Raw genomic sequence first — 13,989 nt, 5'->3', positions numbered from 1 at the left:
CCGGGGTGCCCGGATGCGCGGAGCAGCGCAGACCGGTCACCTTCCGGTGTCGCAGTCGCCGGCAGGCCACCTGCCGGTCCTGTACACGCAGGTCCTGGATGGCCTGAAGGTGATCGAAAACGGAGTGTATCTCGATGGCACGTTCGGTCGTGGCGGTCACGCCCGCGGCGTGCTCGAGCAACTCGGTCCCGGAGGCCGGCTGCTGGTCATGGACAAGGATCCCGAGGCGATTGCGGTAGCCGAGCGTGATTTCGCGCCGGACCCGCGCGTCTCGATCTTCCGTGGCAGCTTCGCCGATCTGCTGCACTGGGAGGCCACCGCGCAGGGCCTGGATGGCGTGCTGTTCGACCTGGGCGTGTCCTCGCCCCAGCTGGATGTCGCCGAGCGGGGCTTCAGCTTCGGCAAGGACGGCCCGCTGGACATGCGCATGGACCCGGACAGCGGCGAAAGCGCGGCGCAGTGGCTCAACCGTGCCGAAGAGCGCGAGATCGCCGATATCCTGTGGACCTATGGCGAAGAGCGCCAGAGCCGGCGCATCGCCCGCGCGCTGGTGGCCCGCCGCGAGAAGCAGCCGTTCAGCCGCACCGCCGAACTGGCCGATGCCATCGCCGCCGTGATGCCGCGTGGCAAGGACAAGATCAACCCGGCCACGCGCAGCTTCCAGGCGATCCGCATCCACATCAACCGCGAACTGGCCGACCTTGAGGCCGGCCTGGATGCCGCCCTGGCGCGCCTCAAGCCCGGTGGCCGCCTGGCCGTGATCAGCTTCCATTCGCTGGAAGACCGCATCGTCAAGCAGTTCATGAACCGCCATGCCAAGGCACCGCCGAGCAACCGCCGGTTGCCCGAGGCGCAGCCGTTCGTGCCGACCCTGGTGCTGCACGGCGGCGCCATCAAGGCCGACGATGACGAGCTGGCGGTCAATCCGCGCTCGCGCAGCGCCGTGCTGCGCGTCGCCGAGAAGTGCGAGGTGGCCGGATGAGCCGCCTGCTGTTGATCGTGCTGCTGGCCTGCACCGTCGCCTCGGCGATCGGCGTGGTGTTCATGCGCCATCGCCACCGCCAGACCTTCGTGGAGCTGTCCCGGGTTGAGCGGGCGCGCGATGAGATCAACATCGAGTTCGGTCGCCTGCAGCTCGAGCAGGCCACCCTGGCCGAGGCCACCCGGGTCGACCGCGTCGCCCGCGAGCGCCTGGGCATGAAGTTCCCCGAAGCGGCCGATGTCGTGGTGATCCGGCCATGAACAAGTCCGGGCGCAACCGTGCGCGCAACAGCTTCAACCTCCGCCAGCGCCTGAAGTGGGTGGGGCTGGCGCTGGGCTTGTGCTCGGTCTCGCTGGTCGGTCGCGCCGCCTACGTGCAGATCATCAACAGCGAGTTCTACCAGCGCCAGGGCGAAGCGCGTTACCTGCGCGAACTGCCGATCAACACCTCGCGCGGCATGATCACCGACCGCAATGGCGAACCGGTGGCGGTCTCCACGCCGGTCGCCTCGATCTGGGTCAACCCGCAGGAACTGCTGCGCGCCCCGGACCGCATCCCGGAGCTGGCCACCGCGCTGGGCATGCCGCTGGACGAGCTGACCTCCAAGCTCTCGCAGAAGGCGGACAAGGAATTCATGTACCTGCGCCGCCGGATCAACCCGGACGACGCGGAAAAGGTGGTCGCGCTGAAGATCCCGGGCGTGGCCTCGCAGCGCGAGTTCCGTCGCTTCTATCCGCAGGGTGAGGCGATGGCGCACGTGCTCGGCTTCACCAATATCGACGACCGCGGCCAGGAAGGGCTGGAACTGGCCTTCGACGAATGGCTGCGCGGCAAGGCAGGCGCCAAGCGCGTGATCCGCAACCGCAAGGGCGACACGGTGGAGAGCGATCTGCTGCGCGCCGCCGAGCCGGGCAAGGACCTCACCCTCAGCATCGACCGCCGCATCCAGTTCCTGGCTTTCAAGGAGCTGCGCAACGCGCTGATCGAGAACAAGGCTGCGGGTGGCTCGATGGTGATCATGGATGTGGCCACCGGCGAGATCCTGGCCATGGTCAACCTGCCCACCTACAACCCCAATGCCGTGGGTGGCGCTGCGCCGGACACCCGCCGCAACCGCGCGGTGACCGATCTGGTCGAGCCGGGTTCGACCATGAAGCCGCTGACCATCGCCTCGGCGCTGCAGTCCGGCGTGGTCACCAAAGACACCACGGTGGATACCAACCCGGGCTACATGGCGCTGGGCCGCTACACGATCAAGGACGTGCCGCGGAACAATGGCGTGCTCACCGTCACCGGCGTGATCACCCGCAGCTCGAACATCGGCGCGGCCAAGATCGCCGCCAAGATGCCGGACCAAGTCTTCTACGACCACATTCACAGCTTCGGTTATGGCGTCGCCCCGCACAGCGGCTTCCCCGGCGAATCGGCCGGCGTGCTGCCGCGCCCGGCGCGCTGGAGTGGTCCGTCCAAGACCACCATGTCCTATGGCTACGGCCTGAATGTCAGCCCGCTGCAGATCGCCACCGCCTACTCGGCGCTGGGCAACGGCGGCAAGCTGATCGCGCCGACCTTTGTCAAAGGCCAGCGCAACGAAGGCAAGCAGATCATCGATGAGAACATCGCCAAGGAAGTGGTGGCGATGATGGAAACCGTGGTCACCCAGGGCGGCGCCAAGCAGGCCGCGGTGCTGGGCTACCACGTGGCCGGCAAGACCGGTACGGCCCGAAAGGCCGGCCCGGGCGGCTACGAGCGTGGCCATTACAACGCGCTGTTCGCCGGTGTGGTGCCGGCCACCAACCCGCGCTTTGCCACGGTGATCGTCATCAACGACCCGCAGGCCGGCAAGTACTACGGCGGCCTGGTGTCCGCACCGGTGTTCCACAACGTGATGGAAGGCGCACTGCGCCTGATGGACGTGCCGCCGGATGACATCGAGTCGTGGCTGGCCGCCCAGCAGTCCGGAAAGATGGGCCACTCGGCCTCGGTGCTGCCGATGCCGCCGCCGGAAACGGTGATCGCACCCGACGCCGCCGCAGAATTCGATGCCGCGCTGCCCAGCGCGCACGCCACGGTGCCGCCCGCGCAGGGAGGCACCCAATGAGCCAGACGATGTTGCTTTCGCAGTTGCTTCCCGATGTGGCGCTGAGCCACGATCCGACCCTCACCGGCCTGGTGCTGGACAGCCGCGCGGTGCGCCCGGGCAACGCCTTCGTGGCGATCGCCGGTTTCGGCGCGCACGGGCTGGGGTTTGTCGACCAGGCGCGCGCCAATGGCGCTGCGGCGATCCTGTTCGACCCGCCGGCCCCGGCCGAGCTGCCGGCGCCGGCCGATGCGATCGCCGTGCCGGGTCTGCGCAACCGCATGGGCGCGATGGCCGACCAGTTCCACGGCCATCCCTCGCGCGCGATGACGATGGTCGGGGTGACCGGCACCAACGGCAAGACGTCCACCGTGCAGCTGCTGGCCCAGGCCTGGCACCTGCTCGGCACCGCCAGTGGCAGCATCGGCACGCTGGGCGTGGGTCTGTACGGCAACGTCGTGCCGACCGGGTTCACCACGCCGCTGGTGCTGCAAATGCATGAGGTGCTGGCGCAGCTGCGCGATGCCGGCGCCCAGGCCGTGGCGATGGAAGTCAGCTCGCACGCGCTCGACCAGGGCCGCGTGGACGCCGTGCATTACGACGTGGCGGTGTTCACCAATCTCACCCGTGACCATCTCGACTATCACGGTGACATGGCGCAGTACGGTGCGGCCAAGGCCAGGCTGTTCCACCGCGATGGTCTGAAGGCTGCCGTGGTCAACCTCGATGACAGCTTCGGCAGCGAGCTGCTGCGCACCGTCGGCGCGAGCGTCCGCCCGATCGGCGTCAGCTCGCGCGGTGCCGCACAGGCCACCCTGCGCGCCGATTCGCTCACCCTGGATGGGCGCGGCATCGCCTTCGACCTGGTGGTCGACGGCCAGCGCCATCCGGTGCAGTCGCCGCTGCTCGGTCGTTTCAACGTGGACAACCTGCTGGCCGTAGCCGGTGCGCTGTATGCGCTGGACCACATCCCGGCCGCGATCGCCGCGCTGCTCTCGCAGCTGCAGCCGATTGCCGGCCGCATGAACCGCCTGGGCGGCGAGGGTGGGCTGCCCACCGTGGTGGTCGATTACGCCCACACCCCGGATGCGCTGGAACAGGCCTTGACCAGCGTGCAGGGCCATCTGGCCGGCCGCCTGGTCTGCGTGTTCGGCTGCGGCGGCGAGCGCGATACCGGCAAGCGCCCGCAGATGGCCGCCATCGCCGAACAGCATGCCGACGTGGTGATCGTCACCGACGACAATCCGCGCGGCGAAGACGGCGACGTGATCGTGGCCGACATCCTCAAGGGATTTGACGCACCCGCGGCGGTCACCGTGCAGCGCGACCGTGCCGCCGCGATCGCTGCTGCGATCGGCCAGGCCGGCGCGGGCGACATCGTGCTGATCGCCGGCAAGGGACATGAGCCCTACCAGGAGATCGACGGGGTCAAGCACGCCTTCGACGACACCGAGGTGGCCGGCCGAGTGCTGGCCGCGCGCGTAGACAACGCGGGCACGCTGCGCAGGGAGGCCCCATGAAGCGCACGCCGCTGTCGCTGATCGCCCATTGGGCCGGTGGCGAGATCCATGGCGAAGACACCGCCATCGATGCGATCAGCAATGACACCCGCACGCTTGCCCCGGGCAGCCTGTACGTGGCGCTGCGCGGCGAGCGTTTCGATGGTCATGATTTCGCAGCCGACGCCCTGGCGCGCGGTGCTTCGGCGATGCTGGTCGAGCGCCTGCTGGATGTGGCCCTGCCGCAGATCGTGGTTGCCGACAGCGAGCACGCCCTGGGCCGCATCGCCGCCGGCATGCAGCGCGACCGCGGCACCGAGGTGTTCGCGATCACCGGCAGCAACGGCAAGACCAGCGTCAAGAGCCTGCTGCTGGCGATCCTGGAGCAGGTGGCACGGGACGACCGCAAGGTGGTCTACGCCAACCCGGGCAACCGCAACAATGAGATCGGCCTGCCGCTGGCGGTCCTCGATGCGCCGGAAGATGCCGACTACGCCGTCTACGAGATGGGCGCCGGCAAGCCGGGCGATATCGCCTACCTCACCGAGATCGTGCGCCCGCACTACGCGCTGGTGAACAACATCGCGCCGGCGCATCTGGAGCGCATGGGCAGCCTGCAGGGCGTGGCCACCACCAAGGGTGCGATCTACGCGGCGCTGCCCTCCGATGGCGTGGCCGTGATCAATGCCGATGACGCCTTCGGGATCTGGTTCGAACAGCACATCGTCGGCCAGCCGCCGCGCTGCCGCGTGCTGCGCTACGGCCTGGACCACAGCGCCGATGTCACCGCACGTGCGATCCGTCCGGCCGCGCAGGGCAGCCAGTTCGTGCTGTCCACGCCGCAGGGCGATGCAGAGATCACGCTGGGCCTGCCGGGCCGGCACAACATCAGCAATGCCCTGGCCGCTGCCTCGCTGGCGTTGGCCGCAGGCCTTCCGGTGGCGCAGATCGCCGCCGGCCTGGCCCGCGCCGAGCCGGTCCCGGGCCGCCAGATCGCGCACCAGCTGCCCAACGGCGCGGTGCTGATCGATGACAGTTACAACGCCAACCCCGGCTCGTTGGCCGCGGCCATCGATGCCCTGGCAGGCGCGAAGGAAGAAGGCTGGCTGGTGCTCGGCGACATGCGCGAACTCGGCCCGGACGGCGAGGCGCTGCATGCGCAGGCCGGCCGCCGTGCGCGCGAGGCTGGCCTGGCGCGGCTGTACACGCTTGGTCCGCTGAGCGCCGCCGCCTCGACCGCCTTCGGTGAAGGCGGTCAGCATTTCCAGAGCCACCAGGCCCTGGCCGCCGCGCTCGCCACCGAACTGCATGCCGGCGTGCGCTGCCTGGTCAAGGGCTCGCGTGGCAGCGCCATGGACACGATCGTCAAAGCGCTGCTCGCGCAAGGAGAGGAAACCCCCAATGTTGCTTGAACTGGCCCGATGGCTGCAGCAGTTGGAGAGCCTGTTCGGGCTGTTCGGCTACCTGACCCTGCGCGGCATCCTCGCGGCGCTGACCGCCCTGTTCCTGTCGCTGTGGCTCGGCCCGGCGATGATCCGCAAGCTTGCCCAGTTCAAGGGCGGCCAGCCGATCCGCAAGGACGGGCCGCAGACCCATTTCTCCAAGGCCGGCACGCCGACCATGGGCGGTTCGCTGATCCTGCTGACGATCACGCTGTCGGTGCTGCTGTGGGCCGACCTGCGCAATCGCTACGTCTGGCTGGTGCTGGCGGTGATGCTGTGCTTCGGTGCGATCGGCTGGTACGACGACTGGATCAAGATCGTCCGTCGTGATCCCAACGGCCTGAAGTCGCGCTGGAAGTACCTGCTGCAGTCGATCTTCGGCCTCGCGGCGGGTCTGTTCCTGTTCTACACCGCCGATGTCCCGGCGGCGATGACGTTCTACATCCCGATGTTCAAGTCGATCGCGCTGCCGCTGGCCGGCATCAGCTTCGTGGCCATCGCCTACTTCTGGATCGTCGGCTTCTCCAACGCGGTCAACCTGACCGACGGCCTGGACGGGCTGGCGATCATGCCGACCGTGCTGGTGGCCTGCGCGCTGGGCGTGTTCGCCTACGCCTCGGGCAACGTGGTGTTCTCCAGCTACCTGCAGATCCCGCAGATCCCGGGCGCCGGTGAGCTGGTCATCATCTGCGCGGCGATCGCCGGCGCAGGGCTGGGCTTCCTCTGGTTCAACACCTATCCGGCCATGGTCTTCATGGGCGACATCGGCGCGCTGGCGCTGGGCGCGGTGCTGGGCACGATCGCGGTGATCACCCGCCAGGAACTGGTGCTGGTGGTGATGGGGGGCGTGTTCGTGATCGAGACGCTGTCGGTGATGATCCAGGTCGCCTCGTTCAAGCTGACCGGCAAGCGCGTGTTCCGCATGGCGCCGATCCACCACCACTTCGAACTGAAGGGCTGGCCGGAGCCGCGCGTGATCGTGCGCTTCTGGATCATCTCGGTCGTGCTGGTCCTGATCGGCCTGGCCACGTTGAAGGTCCGCTGATGAACGACCTCTCGCGCCAGGCAACCCGCCTTGAAGCCATCGGAGGCCACTTCGACAAGTGGCTGCTGGGCGCGATCATCGCGCTCACCGGGCTGGGCGTGGTGATGGTCGCGTCGAGCTCGATCGCGCTGATGAGCAGCCCGTTCTACTACCTCAACCGCCACTTGATCTTCCTGGCGGTGGGTATCGGCCTGGCGATCATCGCCATGCGCACCGAGCTCAAGAGCATCGAGCAGTACAACCAGATCCTGCTGCTGGGCTGCTTCGCGCTGCTGGTGGTGGTGTTCATCCCGGGCCTGGGCAGCAGCGTCAACGGTGCCCGCCGCTGGATCAACCTGGGCATTTCCAAGTTCCAGACCGTCGAAGCGGTCAAGGTGCTCTACATCGTGTGGTTGTCCAGCTACCTGGTCCGCTTCCGCGATGAGGTCAATGCCACCTGGCCGGCGATGCTCAAGCCGCTCGGCGTGGCCGGCGCGCTGGTGGTGCTGCTGCTGCTGCAGCCGGACTTCGGTTCGTCCACGCTGCTGCTGGCCATCACCGCCGGCATGCTGGTGCTGGGCGGGGTCAACATGCCGCGCATGTCCATGCCGGTGATCATCGGCATGGTCGGCATGAGCGCGCTGGCGATCATCGAGCCGTACCGCATGCGCCGCATCACCTCCTTCCTGGACCCGTGGGCCGACCAGCAGGGCGACGGCTACCAGCTGTCCAACGCGCTGATGGCCGTGGGCCGCGGCGAGTGGACCGGCGTGGGCCTGGGCAACTCGGTGCAGAAGCTCTATTACCTGCCCGAAGCGCATACCGACTTCATCTTCTCGGTCACCGCCGAAGAGCTGGGCTTCCTCGGCACCTGCCTGATCATCGCGCTGTACGCACTGCTGGTTGGCCGCACCTTCTGGCTGGGCATGCGCTGCGTGGAAATGAAGCGCCACTTCTCCGGCTACATCGCCTTCGGCATCGGCCTGTGGATCAGCATGCAGAGCTTCGTCTCGATCGGGGTCAACCTGGGCATCCTGCCGACCAAGGGGCTGACCCTGCCGCTGATTTCCTCGGGCGGCTCGAGCGTGCTGATGACCTGCGTGGCGATGGGCCTGCTGCTGCGCGTCTCCTACGAACTGGATCGCGCCGAGCGCCGCCAGGCCGTGCGCATGGGTGCCGACCAGGAGGGTCCGCTGCCGGGGGATGCGCCCAGGGCGGAGAGCGCCAGTGCGGTCGCCGCCGCGATGCAGGACAGCGGCAACCGCGATGCCGCACCGCGCGACAGCTCCACCCGTGGCACCAGCCGCATGCAACAGCGCATCGAGCCGACGCTGGGGAGGATGGGATGAGCACGCCTCGCCTCGATCCGTCCCGTCGCCCGGTCATGATCATGGCCGGTGGTACCGGGGGGCACATCTTCCCGGGCCTGGCCGTGGCCAAGGTGCTGCGCGAGCGCGGCGTGCCGGTGACCTGGCTGGGTGCCGATGGCGCGATGGAAACGCGCCTGGTGCCGCAGCACGACATCCCCATCGACACGCTGGCCATCGGCGGCCTGCGCGGCAAGGGCAAGCTGGCCCTACTCGGCGCGCCGCTGCGGCTGCTGCGTGCGATCCGCGCGGCCGGCTTCCTGATCCGCGATCGCCAGCCGCGTGCGGTGATCGCCTTCGGTGGCTTCGCCTCCGGCCCGGGCGGTATCGCCGCGCGCCTGCACGGCCTGCCGCTGCTGGTGCACGAACAGAACCGCGCCCCGGGCATGACCAACCGCGTGCTGTCGCACGTCGCGCGCCGCGTGCTGTCCGGTTTCCCGGGCAGCTTCGCCAAGCGCGAGGAAGCGGTCGGCAATCCGGTGCGTGCCGAGATCGCCGCGATCACGCCGCCGGATCTGCGCCTGGCCAATCGCCAGGGCCCGTTGCGCCTGCTGGTGCTCGGTGGCAGCCAGGGCGCACGCGTGCTCAACAACGCGGTGCCCAAGGCGCTGGCCGCACTGGGCGCCGGCATGCCGGTGCAGGTGCGTCACCAGAGCGGCGAGAAGCTGCATGCCGAAGCGCTGCAGGCCTATGCCGATGCCGGCGTGCAGGCAAGCGTGGAACCCTTCATCGCCGATATGGCCGAGGCGTTCGCCTGGGCCGATCTGGTGGTGTGCCGTTCCGGTGCCTCCACCCTGGCCGAGCTCTGCGCGGTCGGCGTGGGCAGTGTGCTGGTGCCGTTCGCGGCGGCCGTCGACGATCACCAGACCCGCAATGCGGAGTATCTGGTCGAGCGCGGCGCGGCCGTGTTGCTGAAGCAGGATGAAACGCTGGCGACGCAGTTGGACGGCGTGCTGCGCGATCTGTCCGAAAATTCCGCCCGACGCATGCAGATGGCCAACGCCGCGCGTGCCCTGGCCAAGGTCGATGCCGCTGAGCGCATCGCCGACATCATTCTCGAGGAATCCAAATGAACACCGCTACGCGCGCCAGCCTGGCGCGAGGCCGCGCATGATCCGCCGCCTCCACGACACCAACGACCTGGTACGTGCGTTCCCGCGCGTGCACTTCGTCGGCATCGGCGGCACCGGCATGAGCGGCATCGCCGAAGTGATGCTGACGCTGGGCTATGAAGTGTCCGGTTCGGACAACGCCGACAACGCCGCGACCCGTCGCCTGGCCGGCCTGGGTGCGCGCGTGATGCGTGGCCATTCGGCTGCCAACGTGCTCGGCACCGACTGCGTGGTGGTCTCCAGCGCGATCCGCGATGACAACCCCGAGCTGATGGAAGCGCGCAGCCAGCGCATTCCGATCATGCCGCGCGCGGCGATGCTGGCCGAACTGATGCGTTTCCGCCGCGGGATCGCGGTGGCCGGCACGCACGGCAAGACCACCACCACCAGCCTGACGGCCGCGGTGCTGAGCGAAGGCGGGCTGGACCCGACCTTCGTGATCGGCGGCCAGCTGCTCGCTGCCGGTGCCAACGCCAAGCTCGGCAGTGGCCAGTGGCTGGTGGCCGAAGCCGATGAAAGCGATGGCAGCTTCCTGCGCCTGAACCCGCTGGTCTCGGTGATCACCAACATCGATTCGGACCACCTGGAAAACTACGGCAACGATTTCGCCCGGGTCCAGGCTGCGTTCGCCGAGTTCCTGCAGCGCCTGCCGTTCTACGGCCTGGCGGTGCTGTGCATCGATGATCCGGAAGTGGCTGCGCTGGCCGCGCAGACGCCGCGCCATGTCATGAGCTATGGCATGAGCAGCAACGCCGACGTGCGCGCCGAGGATGTGGTCCAGGACGGCCCGCGCATGCGCTTCACCCTGCGCCTGCCCGAAGGCAGCAGCCACCCGGTGACGCTGGCCCTGCCGGGCGCGCACAACGTACTCAACGCCCTGGCCGCCGCGGCCGTGGGCTGGCAGCTGGGCGTGGCGCCGGAGGCGATCGCGCGCGCGCTGGAAAGCTTTGCCGGCATCGGCCGCCGCTTCAACGATCTGGGCATCGTCACCACGCACACCGGTGCCAAGGTGCGTGTGATCGATGATTACGGCCACCACCCGCGCGAACTGGCCGCCGTGTTCGCCGCCGCCCGCGGCGGCTGGCCGAGCCAGCGCCTGGTCGTGGCGTTCCAGCCACACCGTTACAGCCGCACCCGCGATCAGTTCGACGCCTTCGCGGCGGTCCTCTCCGAAGTGGACGCACTGGTGCTGAGCGAGGTCTATCCGGCCGGCGAGGCGCCGATCCCGGGGGCCGATTCGCGTTCGCTGGCGCGCGCCATCCGCGCGCGTGGCCGCAGCGAGCCGGTCGTGGTCGGCAACGCCGCCGAACTGGCGCACGTGCTGCCCGACGTCCTGCAGGACGGTGACCTGCTGCTGATGATGGGCGCAGGCGACATCGGCTACATCGCCCAGCAGATCGCCGGCGAAGGCTTCCAGGAGGCCCCGGCGGCATGAACGCGCTGACCTTCCCGCCACTGCGCCTCACCGATCCGGCCATGTTCGGCCGCGTTGCCGTGCTGCTCGGTGGCACCTCCAGCGAGCGCAACGTCTCGCTGGATTCGGGCCGCAACGTGATCGAAGCGCTGCGCGCCCGCGGCGTCGATGCGATCGCCGTCGATGGCATCCCGGCCCTGGCGCTGGCGCTGGTCGAGAAGCGTTTCGACCGCGTCTTCAACATCCTCCACGGCCACAACGGCGGTGGTGAGGACGGCATCGTGCAGGGCCTGATGGAGGCCTTCGGCGTGCCGTACACCGGCTCGGACGTGCTCGGCTCGGCGCTGAGCATGGACAAGATCCGCACCAAGCAGGTGTGGATCTCGCACGGCCTGCCGACCCCGCGCTTCATCGCGCTGGACCAGGCCTCCGATGTCCACGCCGCCGCAGCCGAGCTCGGCCTGCCGGTGGTGGTCAAGCCGGCCAACGAAGGCTCCAGCGTCGGCATCAGCCGCGTGGTGGAAGAGGCCGGCCTGGATGAGGCGGTTGCACTGGCAGTGCGCTATGACGGCCAGCTGCTGATGGAGCAGATGGTGGTCGGCGACGAGTTGACCGTGGCGATCCTGGGCGACCAGGCGCTACCGTCGATCCGCATCGTGCCCAAGGGCCAGTGGTACGACTACAACGCCAAGTACATCGCCGAGGACACCCAGTACCTGTGCCCGGGGCTGGAAGGCGAGGACGAGATCGAGATCCGCCGCCTCGCCCTGGCCGCGTTCCGCGCTGCCGGTTGCCGCGGCTGGGGCCGGGTGGACGTGATGCGCGACCGCAGCACGGGCCGCTTCTACCTGCTGGAAGTGAACACCGCGCCGGGCATGACCAGCCATTCGCTGGTGCCCAAGGCGGCCAGCCAGGCCGGGATCGGCTTTGAAGAGCTGGTCTGGCGCGTACTGGAACAGACCCTGCCGGGTCACGCAGCGCAGGAGAACCGCCACGCATGAACGCGGTGCTGCGCATCTTCGTCTGGTTGCTGGCCCTGTCGGTCGTGGCACTGCCCGTGGTGGCGGTGCTCAACGGCTGGGTCGGTGCCGAGCGGTGGCCGTTGGCCAAGCTGCGTGTGCACGGTGAGTTCAAGCGGGTGCCGGCCGAGCAGCTGCAGCAGGTGGTGCTGCCGTATGCGAAGTCCGGCTTCTTCGCGGTCAAGCTGCAGGATGCGCAGGACGCCATCGAAACGCTGCCGTGGGTGGAAAGCGCGCAGGTCCGCAAGCAGTGGCCCGACGTGCTGGAAATCACCCTGGTCGAGCACAAGCCGTTCGCGCGCTGGGGCCATGACCGCCTGCTCTCCGAGCAGGGCAAGCTGTTCGCCACGCCCAAGAAACTGCAGGACCTGGAACTGCCCGACCTGGATGGTCCGGACAGCCAGACCGAAGAAGTGGTGGCGCTCTACAACGATGCGCGCGCGCTGTTCGCGCCGGCCGGGGTGGACGTCAAGCGGGTCACCATGGACGCACGCGGCAGCTGGTCGCTGGTGCTGAGCAACGGCACTGAAGTGGTCGTCGGCCGCGACGATGCCCGCTCGCGCCTGCAGCGCTTCGTGCGCGTGCTGCCGCAGCTGGCCAACCAGGCGGCGCCGATCGAGCGCGCCGACCTCCGATATACCAATGGTTTCACACTGAGCTGGGGTACCCCGGCTCCGGCGACGCCGGCCGCACCGGCCGCGCCGGCCAATGTGGCGCACAGGACGCAGGACAGGACATGAATCGCAAGGGTGACAAATCACTGATCGTCGGTCTGGACATCGGCACCTCCAAGGTGGTGGCGCTGGTCGGCGAGTATTCGCCGGGCAATCCGATCGAGGTCATCGGCATCGGCTCGCACGAATCGCGCGGTCTCAAGCGCGGCGTGGTGGTGGATATCGAATCGACCGTGCAGTCCATCCAGCGTGCGGTCGAAGAGGCCGAGCTGATGGCCGGCTGCGAGATCCGCTCGGTGTACGCCTCGATCTCCGGCAACCACGTGCAGTGCAAGAACTCGCCCGGCATCGTGCCGATCCGCGACGGCGAAGTGACCTGGGGCGACCTGGACCGGGTGCTGGACGCAGCCAAGGCGGTGGCCATCCCGGCCGACCAGAAGATCCTGCATGCGATCCCGCGCGAGTACGTGCTGGATGATTCGCAGGAAGGCATCCGCAATCCGGTCGGCATGACCGGCGTGCGCCTGGAGGTGCACGCCCACCTGGTGGTGTGCGCACAGTCGGCCGCCGCCAACATCTCCAAGTGCGTGCAGCGCTGCGGCCTGCAGGTCGATGACCTGGTGCTGTCCTCGCTGGCCTCCAGCGTGGCCGTGCTGACCGCCGACGAGCGCGAGCTGGGCGTGGTGCTGGTGGACATGGGCGCCGGTACCACCGACCTGGCCGTGTTCGTGCAGGGCGCGATCTGCCACACCGCCTCGCTGCCGATCGCCGGCGACCACGTCACCAACGACATCGCGCACATGCTGCGCACGCCGACCCCGGAAGCCGAGCAGATCAAGGTGCGCTACGCCTGCGCCCTGGCCCAGCTGGCCACCGCCGAGGAAAGCATCCAGGTGCCCAGCGTCGGCGATCGTCCGCCGCGCCGGATGCCGCGCCATGCACTCGCCCAGGCGGTGCAGGGCCGCTACGAAGAGATCTTCGAGATGGTGCAGGCCGAACTGCGCCGCTCCGGTTTCGAGGAACTGGTGCGCGCCGGCATGGTGCTCACCGGCGGCGCTTCGAAGATGGAAGGCGTGGTCGAACTGGCCGAGGAAATGCTGCAGATGCCGGTACGCGTGGGCATCCCGCAGCACGTCACCGGTCTGGGCGAAGTGGTGGGCAACCCGGTGCATGCCACCGGCGTGGGCCTGCTGCTGATGGGCAGCCAGATCGAACACCCGCGTCGCCCGTCGCTGCCGACCGGCCGCGCCGGCAGCATGTTCAAGAAGCTCAAAACCTGGTTCCGCGGCGAGTTCTGATCGCGGCCCGCAACACGCAGTACACATGCAATAAGCGATAAGCAGTTCCCGAAAAATCCACACACCGTCCACGCAACG

The 13,989-nt window shown here is 68.6% G+C and carries 12 protein-coding genes; all 12 read left to right on the top strand.

Annotation, left to right across the window (positions count from 1 at the left end; genetic code table 11):
- Window positions 1-13 precede the first annotated feature (13 nt).
- Genes rsmH through ftsA form a run of 12 tightly spaced genes read left to right on the top strand, consistent with a single transcriptional unit; the run spans window position 14 to window position 13,911 of the window.
- On the top strand, window positions 14-982 hold the full coding sequence (rsmH, locus tag ORK51_RS03845) for a 16S rRNA (cytosine(1402)-N(4))-methyltransferase RsmH (protein WP_070426618.1): 969 nt from the start codon (window positions 14-16) through the stop codon (window positions 980-982).
- The gene (gene ftsL / locus ORK51_RS03840) at window positions 979-1,242 is read left to right on the top strand and encodes a cell division protein FtsL (protein ID WP_019182492.1); all 264 of its coding nucleotides are present in this window, start codon (window positions 979-981) and stop codon (window positions 1,240-1,242) included. Before rsmH ends, ftsL begins: the two co-directional genes overlap by 4 nt.
- The gene (locus tag ORK51_RS03835) at window positions 1,239-3,083 is read left to right on the top strand and encodes a peptidoglycan D,D-transpeptidase FtsI family protein (protein WP_266084131.1); all 1,845 of its coding nucleotides are present in this window, start codon (window positions 1,239-1,241) and stop codon (window positions 3,081-3,083) included. The genes ftsL and ORK51_RS03835 overlap by 4 nt, the downstream gene beginning before the upstream one ends.
- The gene (locus ORK51_RS03830; protein WP_070426620.1) at window positions 3,080-4,582 is read left to right on the top strand and encodes a UDP-N-acetylmuramoyl-L-alanyl-D-glutamate--2,6-diaminopimelate ligase; all 1,503 of its coding nucleotides are present in this window, start codon (window positions 3,080-3,082) and stop codon (window positions 4,580-4,582) included. The genes ORK51_RS03835 and ORK51_RS03830 overlap by 4 nt, the downstream gene beginning before the upstream one ends.
- Window positions 4,579-5,973, top strand: coding sequence for a UDP-N-acetylmuramoyl-tripeptide--D-alanyl-D-alanine ligase (locus ORK51_RS03825; RefSeq protein ID WP_266084128.1), 1,395 nt, complete (start codon window positions 4,579-4,581; stop codon window positions 5,971-5,973). The genes ORK51_RS03830 and ORK51_RS03825 overlap by 4 nt, the downstream gene beginning before the upstream one ends.
- On the top strand, window positions 5,963-7,048 hold the full coding sequence (gene mraY / locus ORK51_RS03820) for a phospho-N-acetylmuramoyl-pentapeptide-transferase (RefSeq protein ID WP_019182488.1): 1,086 nt from the start codon (window positions 5,963-5,965) through the stop codon (window positions 7,046-7,048). The genes ORK51_RS03825 and mraY overlap by 11 nt, the downstream gene beginning before the upstream one ends.
- Entirely contained in the window at window positions 7,048-8,376 is a 1,329-nt protein-coding gene (ftsW, locus tag ORK51_RS03815) for a putative lipid II flippase FtsW (protein ID WP_070426622.1), read from the top strand. Before mraY ends, ftsW begins: the two co-directional genes overlap by 1 nt.
- Complete coding sequence (murG, locus tag ORK51_RS03810; RefSeq protein WP_266084124.1) at window positions 8,373-9,467, top strand: undecaprenyldiphospho-muramoylpentapeptide beta-N-acetylglucosaminyltransferase; 1,095 nt, start codon at window positions 8,373-8,375, stop codon at window positions 9,465-9,467. The genes ftsW and murG overlap by 4 nt, the downstream gene beginning before the upstream one ends.
- Before the next feature lie 37 nt (window positions 9,468-9,504).
- Complete coding sequence (murC, locus tag ORK51_RS03805) at window positions 9,505-10,941, top strand: UDP-N-acetylmuramate--L-alanine ligase (protein WP_019182485.1); 1,437 nt, start codon at window positions 9,505-9,507, stop codon at window positions 10,939-10,941.
- Complete coding sequence (locus ORK51_RS03800) at window positions 10,938-11,921, top strand: D-alanine--D-alanine ligase (protein ID WP_070471725.1); 984 nt, start codon at window positions 10,938-10,940, stop codon at window positions 11,919-11,921. Before murC ends, ORK51_RS03800 begins: the two co-directional genes overlap by 4 nt.
- Entirely contained in the window at window positions 11,918-12,679 is a 762-nt protein-coding gene (locus ORK51_RS03795) for a cell division protein FtsQ/DivIB (protein ID WP_019182483.1), read from the top strand. Before ORK51_RS03800 ends, ORK51_RS03795 begins: the two co-directional genes overlap by 4 nt.
- Entirely contained in the window at window positions 12,676-13,911 is a 1,236-nt protein-coding gene (gene ftsA / locus ORK51_RS03790; protein ID WP_017355446.1) for a cell division protein FtsA, read from the top strand. The genes ORK51_RS03795 and ftsA overlap by 4 nt, the downstream gene beginning before the upstream one ends.
- Window positions 13,912-13,989: the final 78 nt, after the last annotated feature.

The sequence above is a fragment of the Stenotrophomonas sp. RIT-551 genome, from assembly GCF_026241915.1.
Classification (GTDB): Bacteria; Pseudomonadota; Gammaproteobacteria; order Xanthomonadales; family Xanthomonadaceae; genus Stenotrophomonas; species Stenotrophomonas bentonitica_A.
This window is presented reverse-complemented; position numbering and strand designations above follow the sequence as displayed.

Excerpts from the sequence above, each read along its gene's own strand:
- ftsL (WP_019182492.1), top strand. The coding sequence starts at position 979 with ATGAGCCGCCTGCTGTTGATCGTGCTGCTGGCCTGCACCGTCGCCTCG.
- ORK51_RS03825 (WP_266084128.1), top strand. The coding sequence starts at position 4,579 with ATGAAGCGCACGCCGCTGTCGCTGATCGCCCATTGGGCCGGTGGCGAG.
- rsmH (WP_070426618.1), top strand. The coding sequence starts at position 14 with ATGCGCGGAGCAGCGCAGACCGGTCACCTTCCGGTGTCGCAGTCGCCG.
- murC (WP_019182485.1), top strand. The coding sequence starts at position 9,505 with ATGATCCGCCGCCTCCACGACACCAACGACCTGGTACGTGCGTTCCCG.
- ftsA (WP_017355446.1), top strand. The coding sequence starts at position 12,676 with ATGAATCGCAAGGGTGACAAATCACTGATCGTCGGTCTGGACATCGGC.
- ORK51_RS03800 (WP_070471725.1), top strand. The coding sequence starts at position 10,938 with ATGAACGCGCTGACCTTCCCGCCACTGCGCCTCACCGATCCGGCCATG.
- ORK51_RS03795 (WP_019182483.1), top strand. The coding sequence starts at position 11,918 with ATGAACGCGGTGCTGCGCATCTTCGTCTGGTTGCTGGCCCTGTCGGTC.
- ORK51_RS03835 (WP_266084131.1), top strand. The coding sequence starts at position 1,239 with ATGAACAAGTCCGGGCGCAACCGTGCGCGCAACAGCTTCAACCTCCGC.
- ftsW (WP_070426622.1), top strand. The coding sequence starts at position 7,048 with ATGAACGACCTCTCGCGCCAGGCAACCCGCCTTGAAGCCATCGGAGGC.
- murG (WP_266084124.1), top strand. The coding sequence starts at position 8,373 with ATGAGCACGCCTCGCCTCGATCCGTCCCGTCGCCCGGTCATGATCATG.
- ORK51_RS03830 (WP_070426620.1), top strand. The coding sequence starts at position 3,080 with ATGAGCCAGACGATGTTGCTTTCGCAGTTGCTTCCCGATGTGGCGCTG.
- mraY (WP_019182488.1), top strand. The coding sequence starts at position 5,963 with ATGTTGCTTGAACTGGCCCGATGGCTGCAGCAGTTGGAGAGCCTGTTC.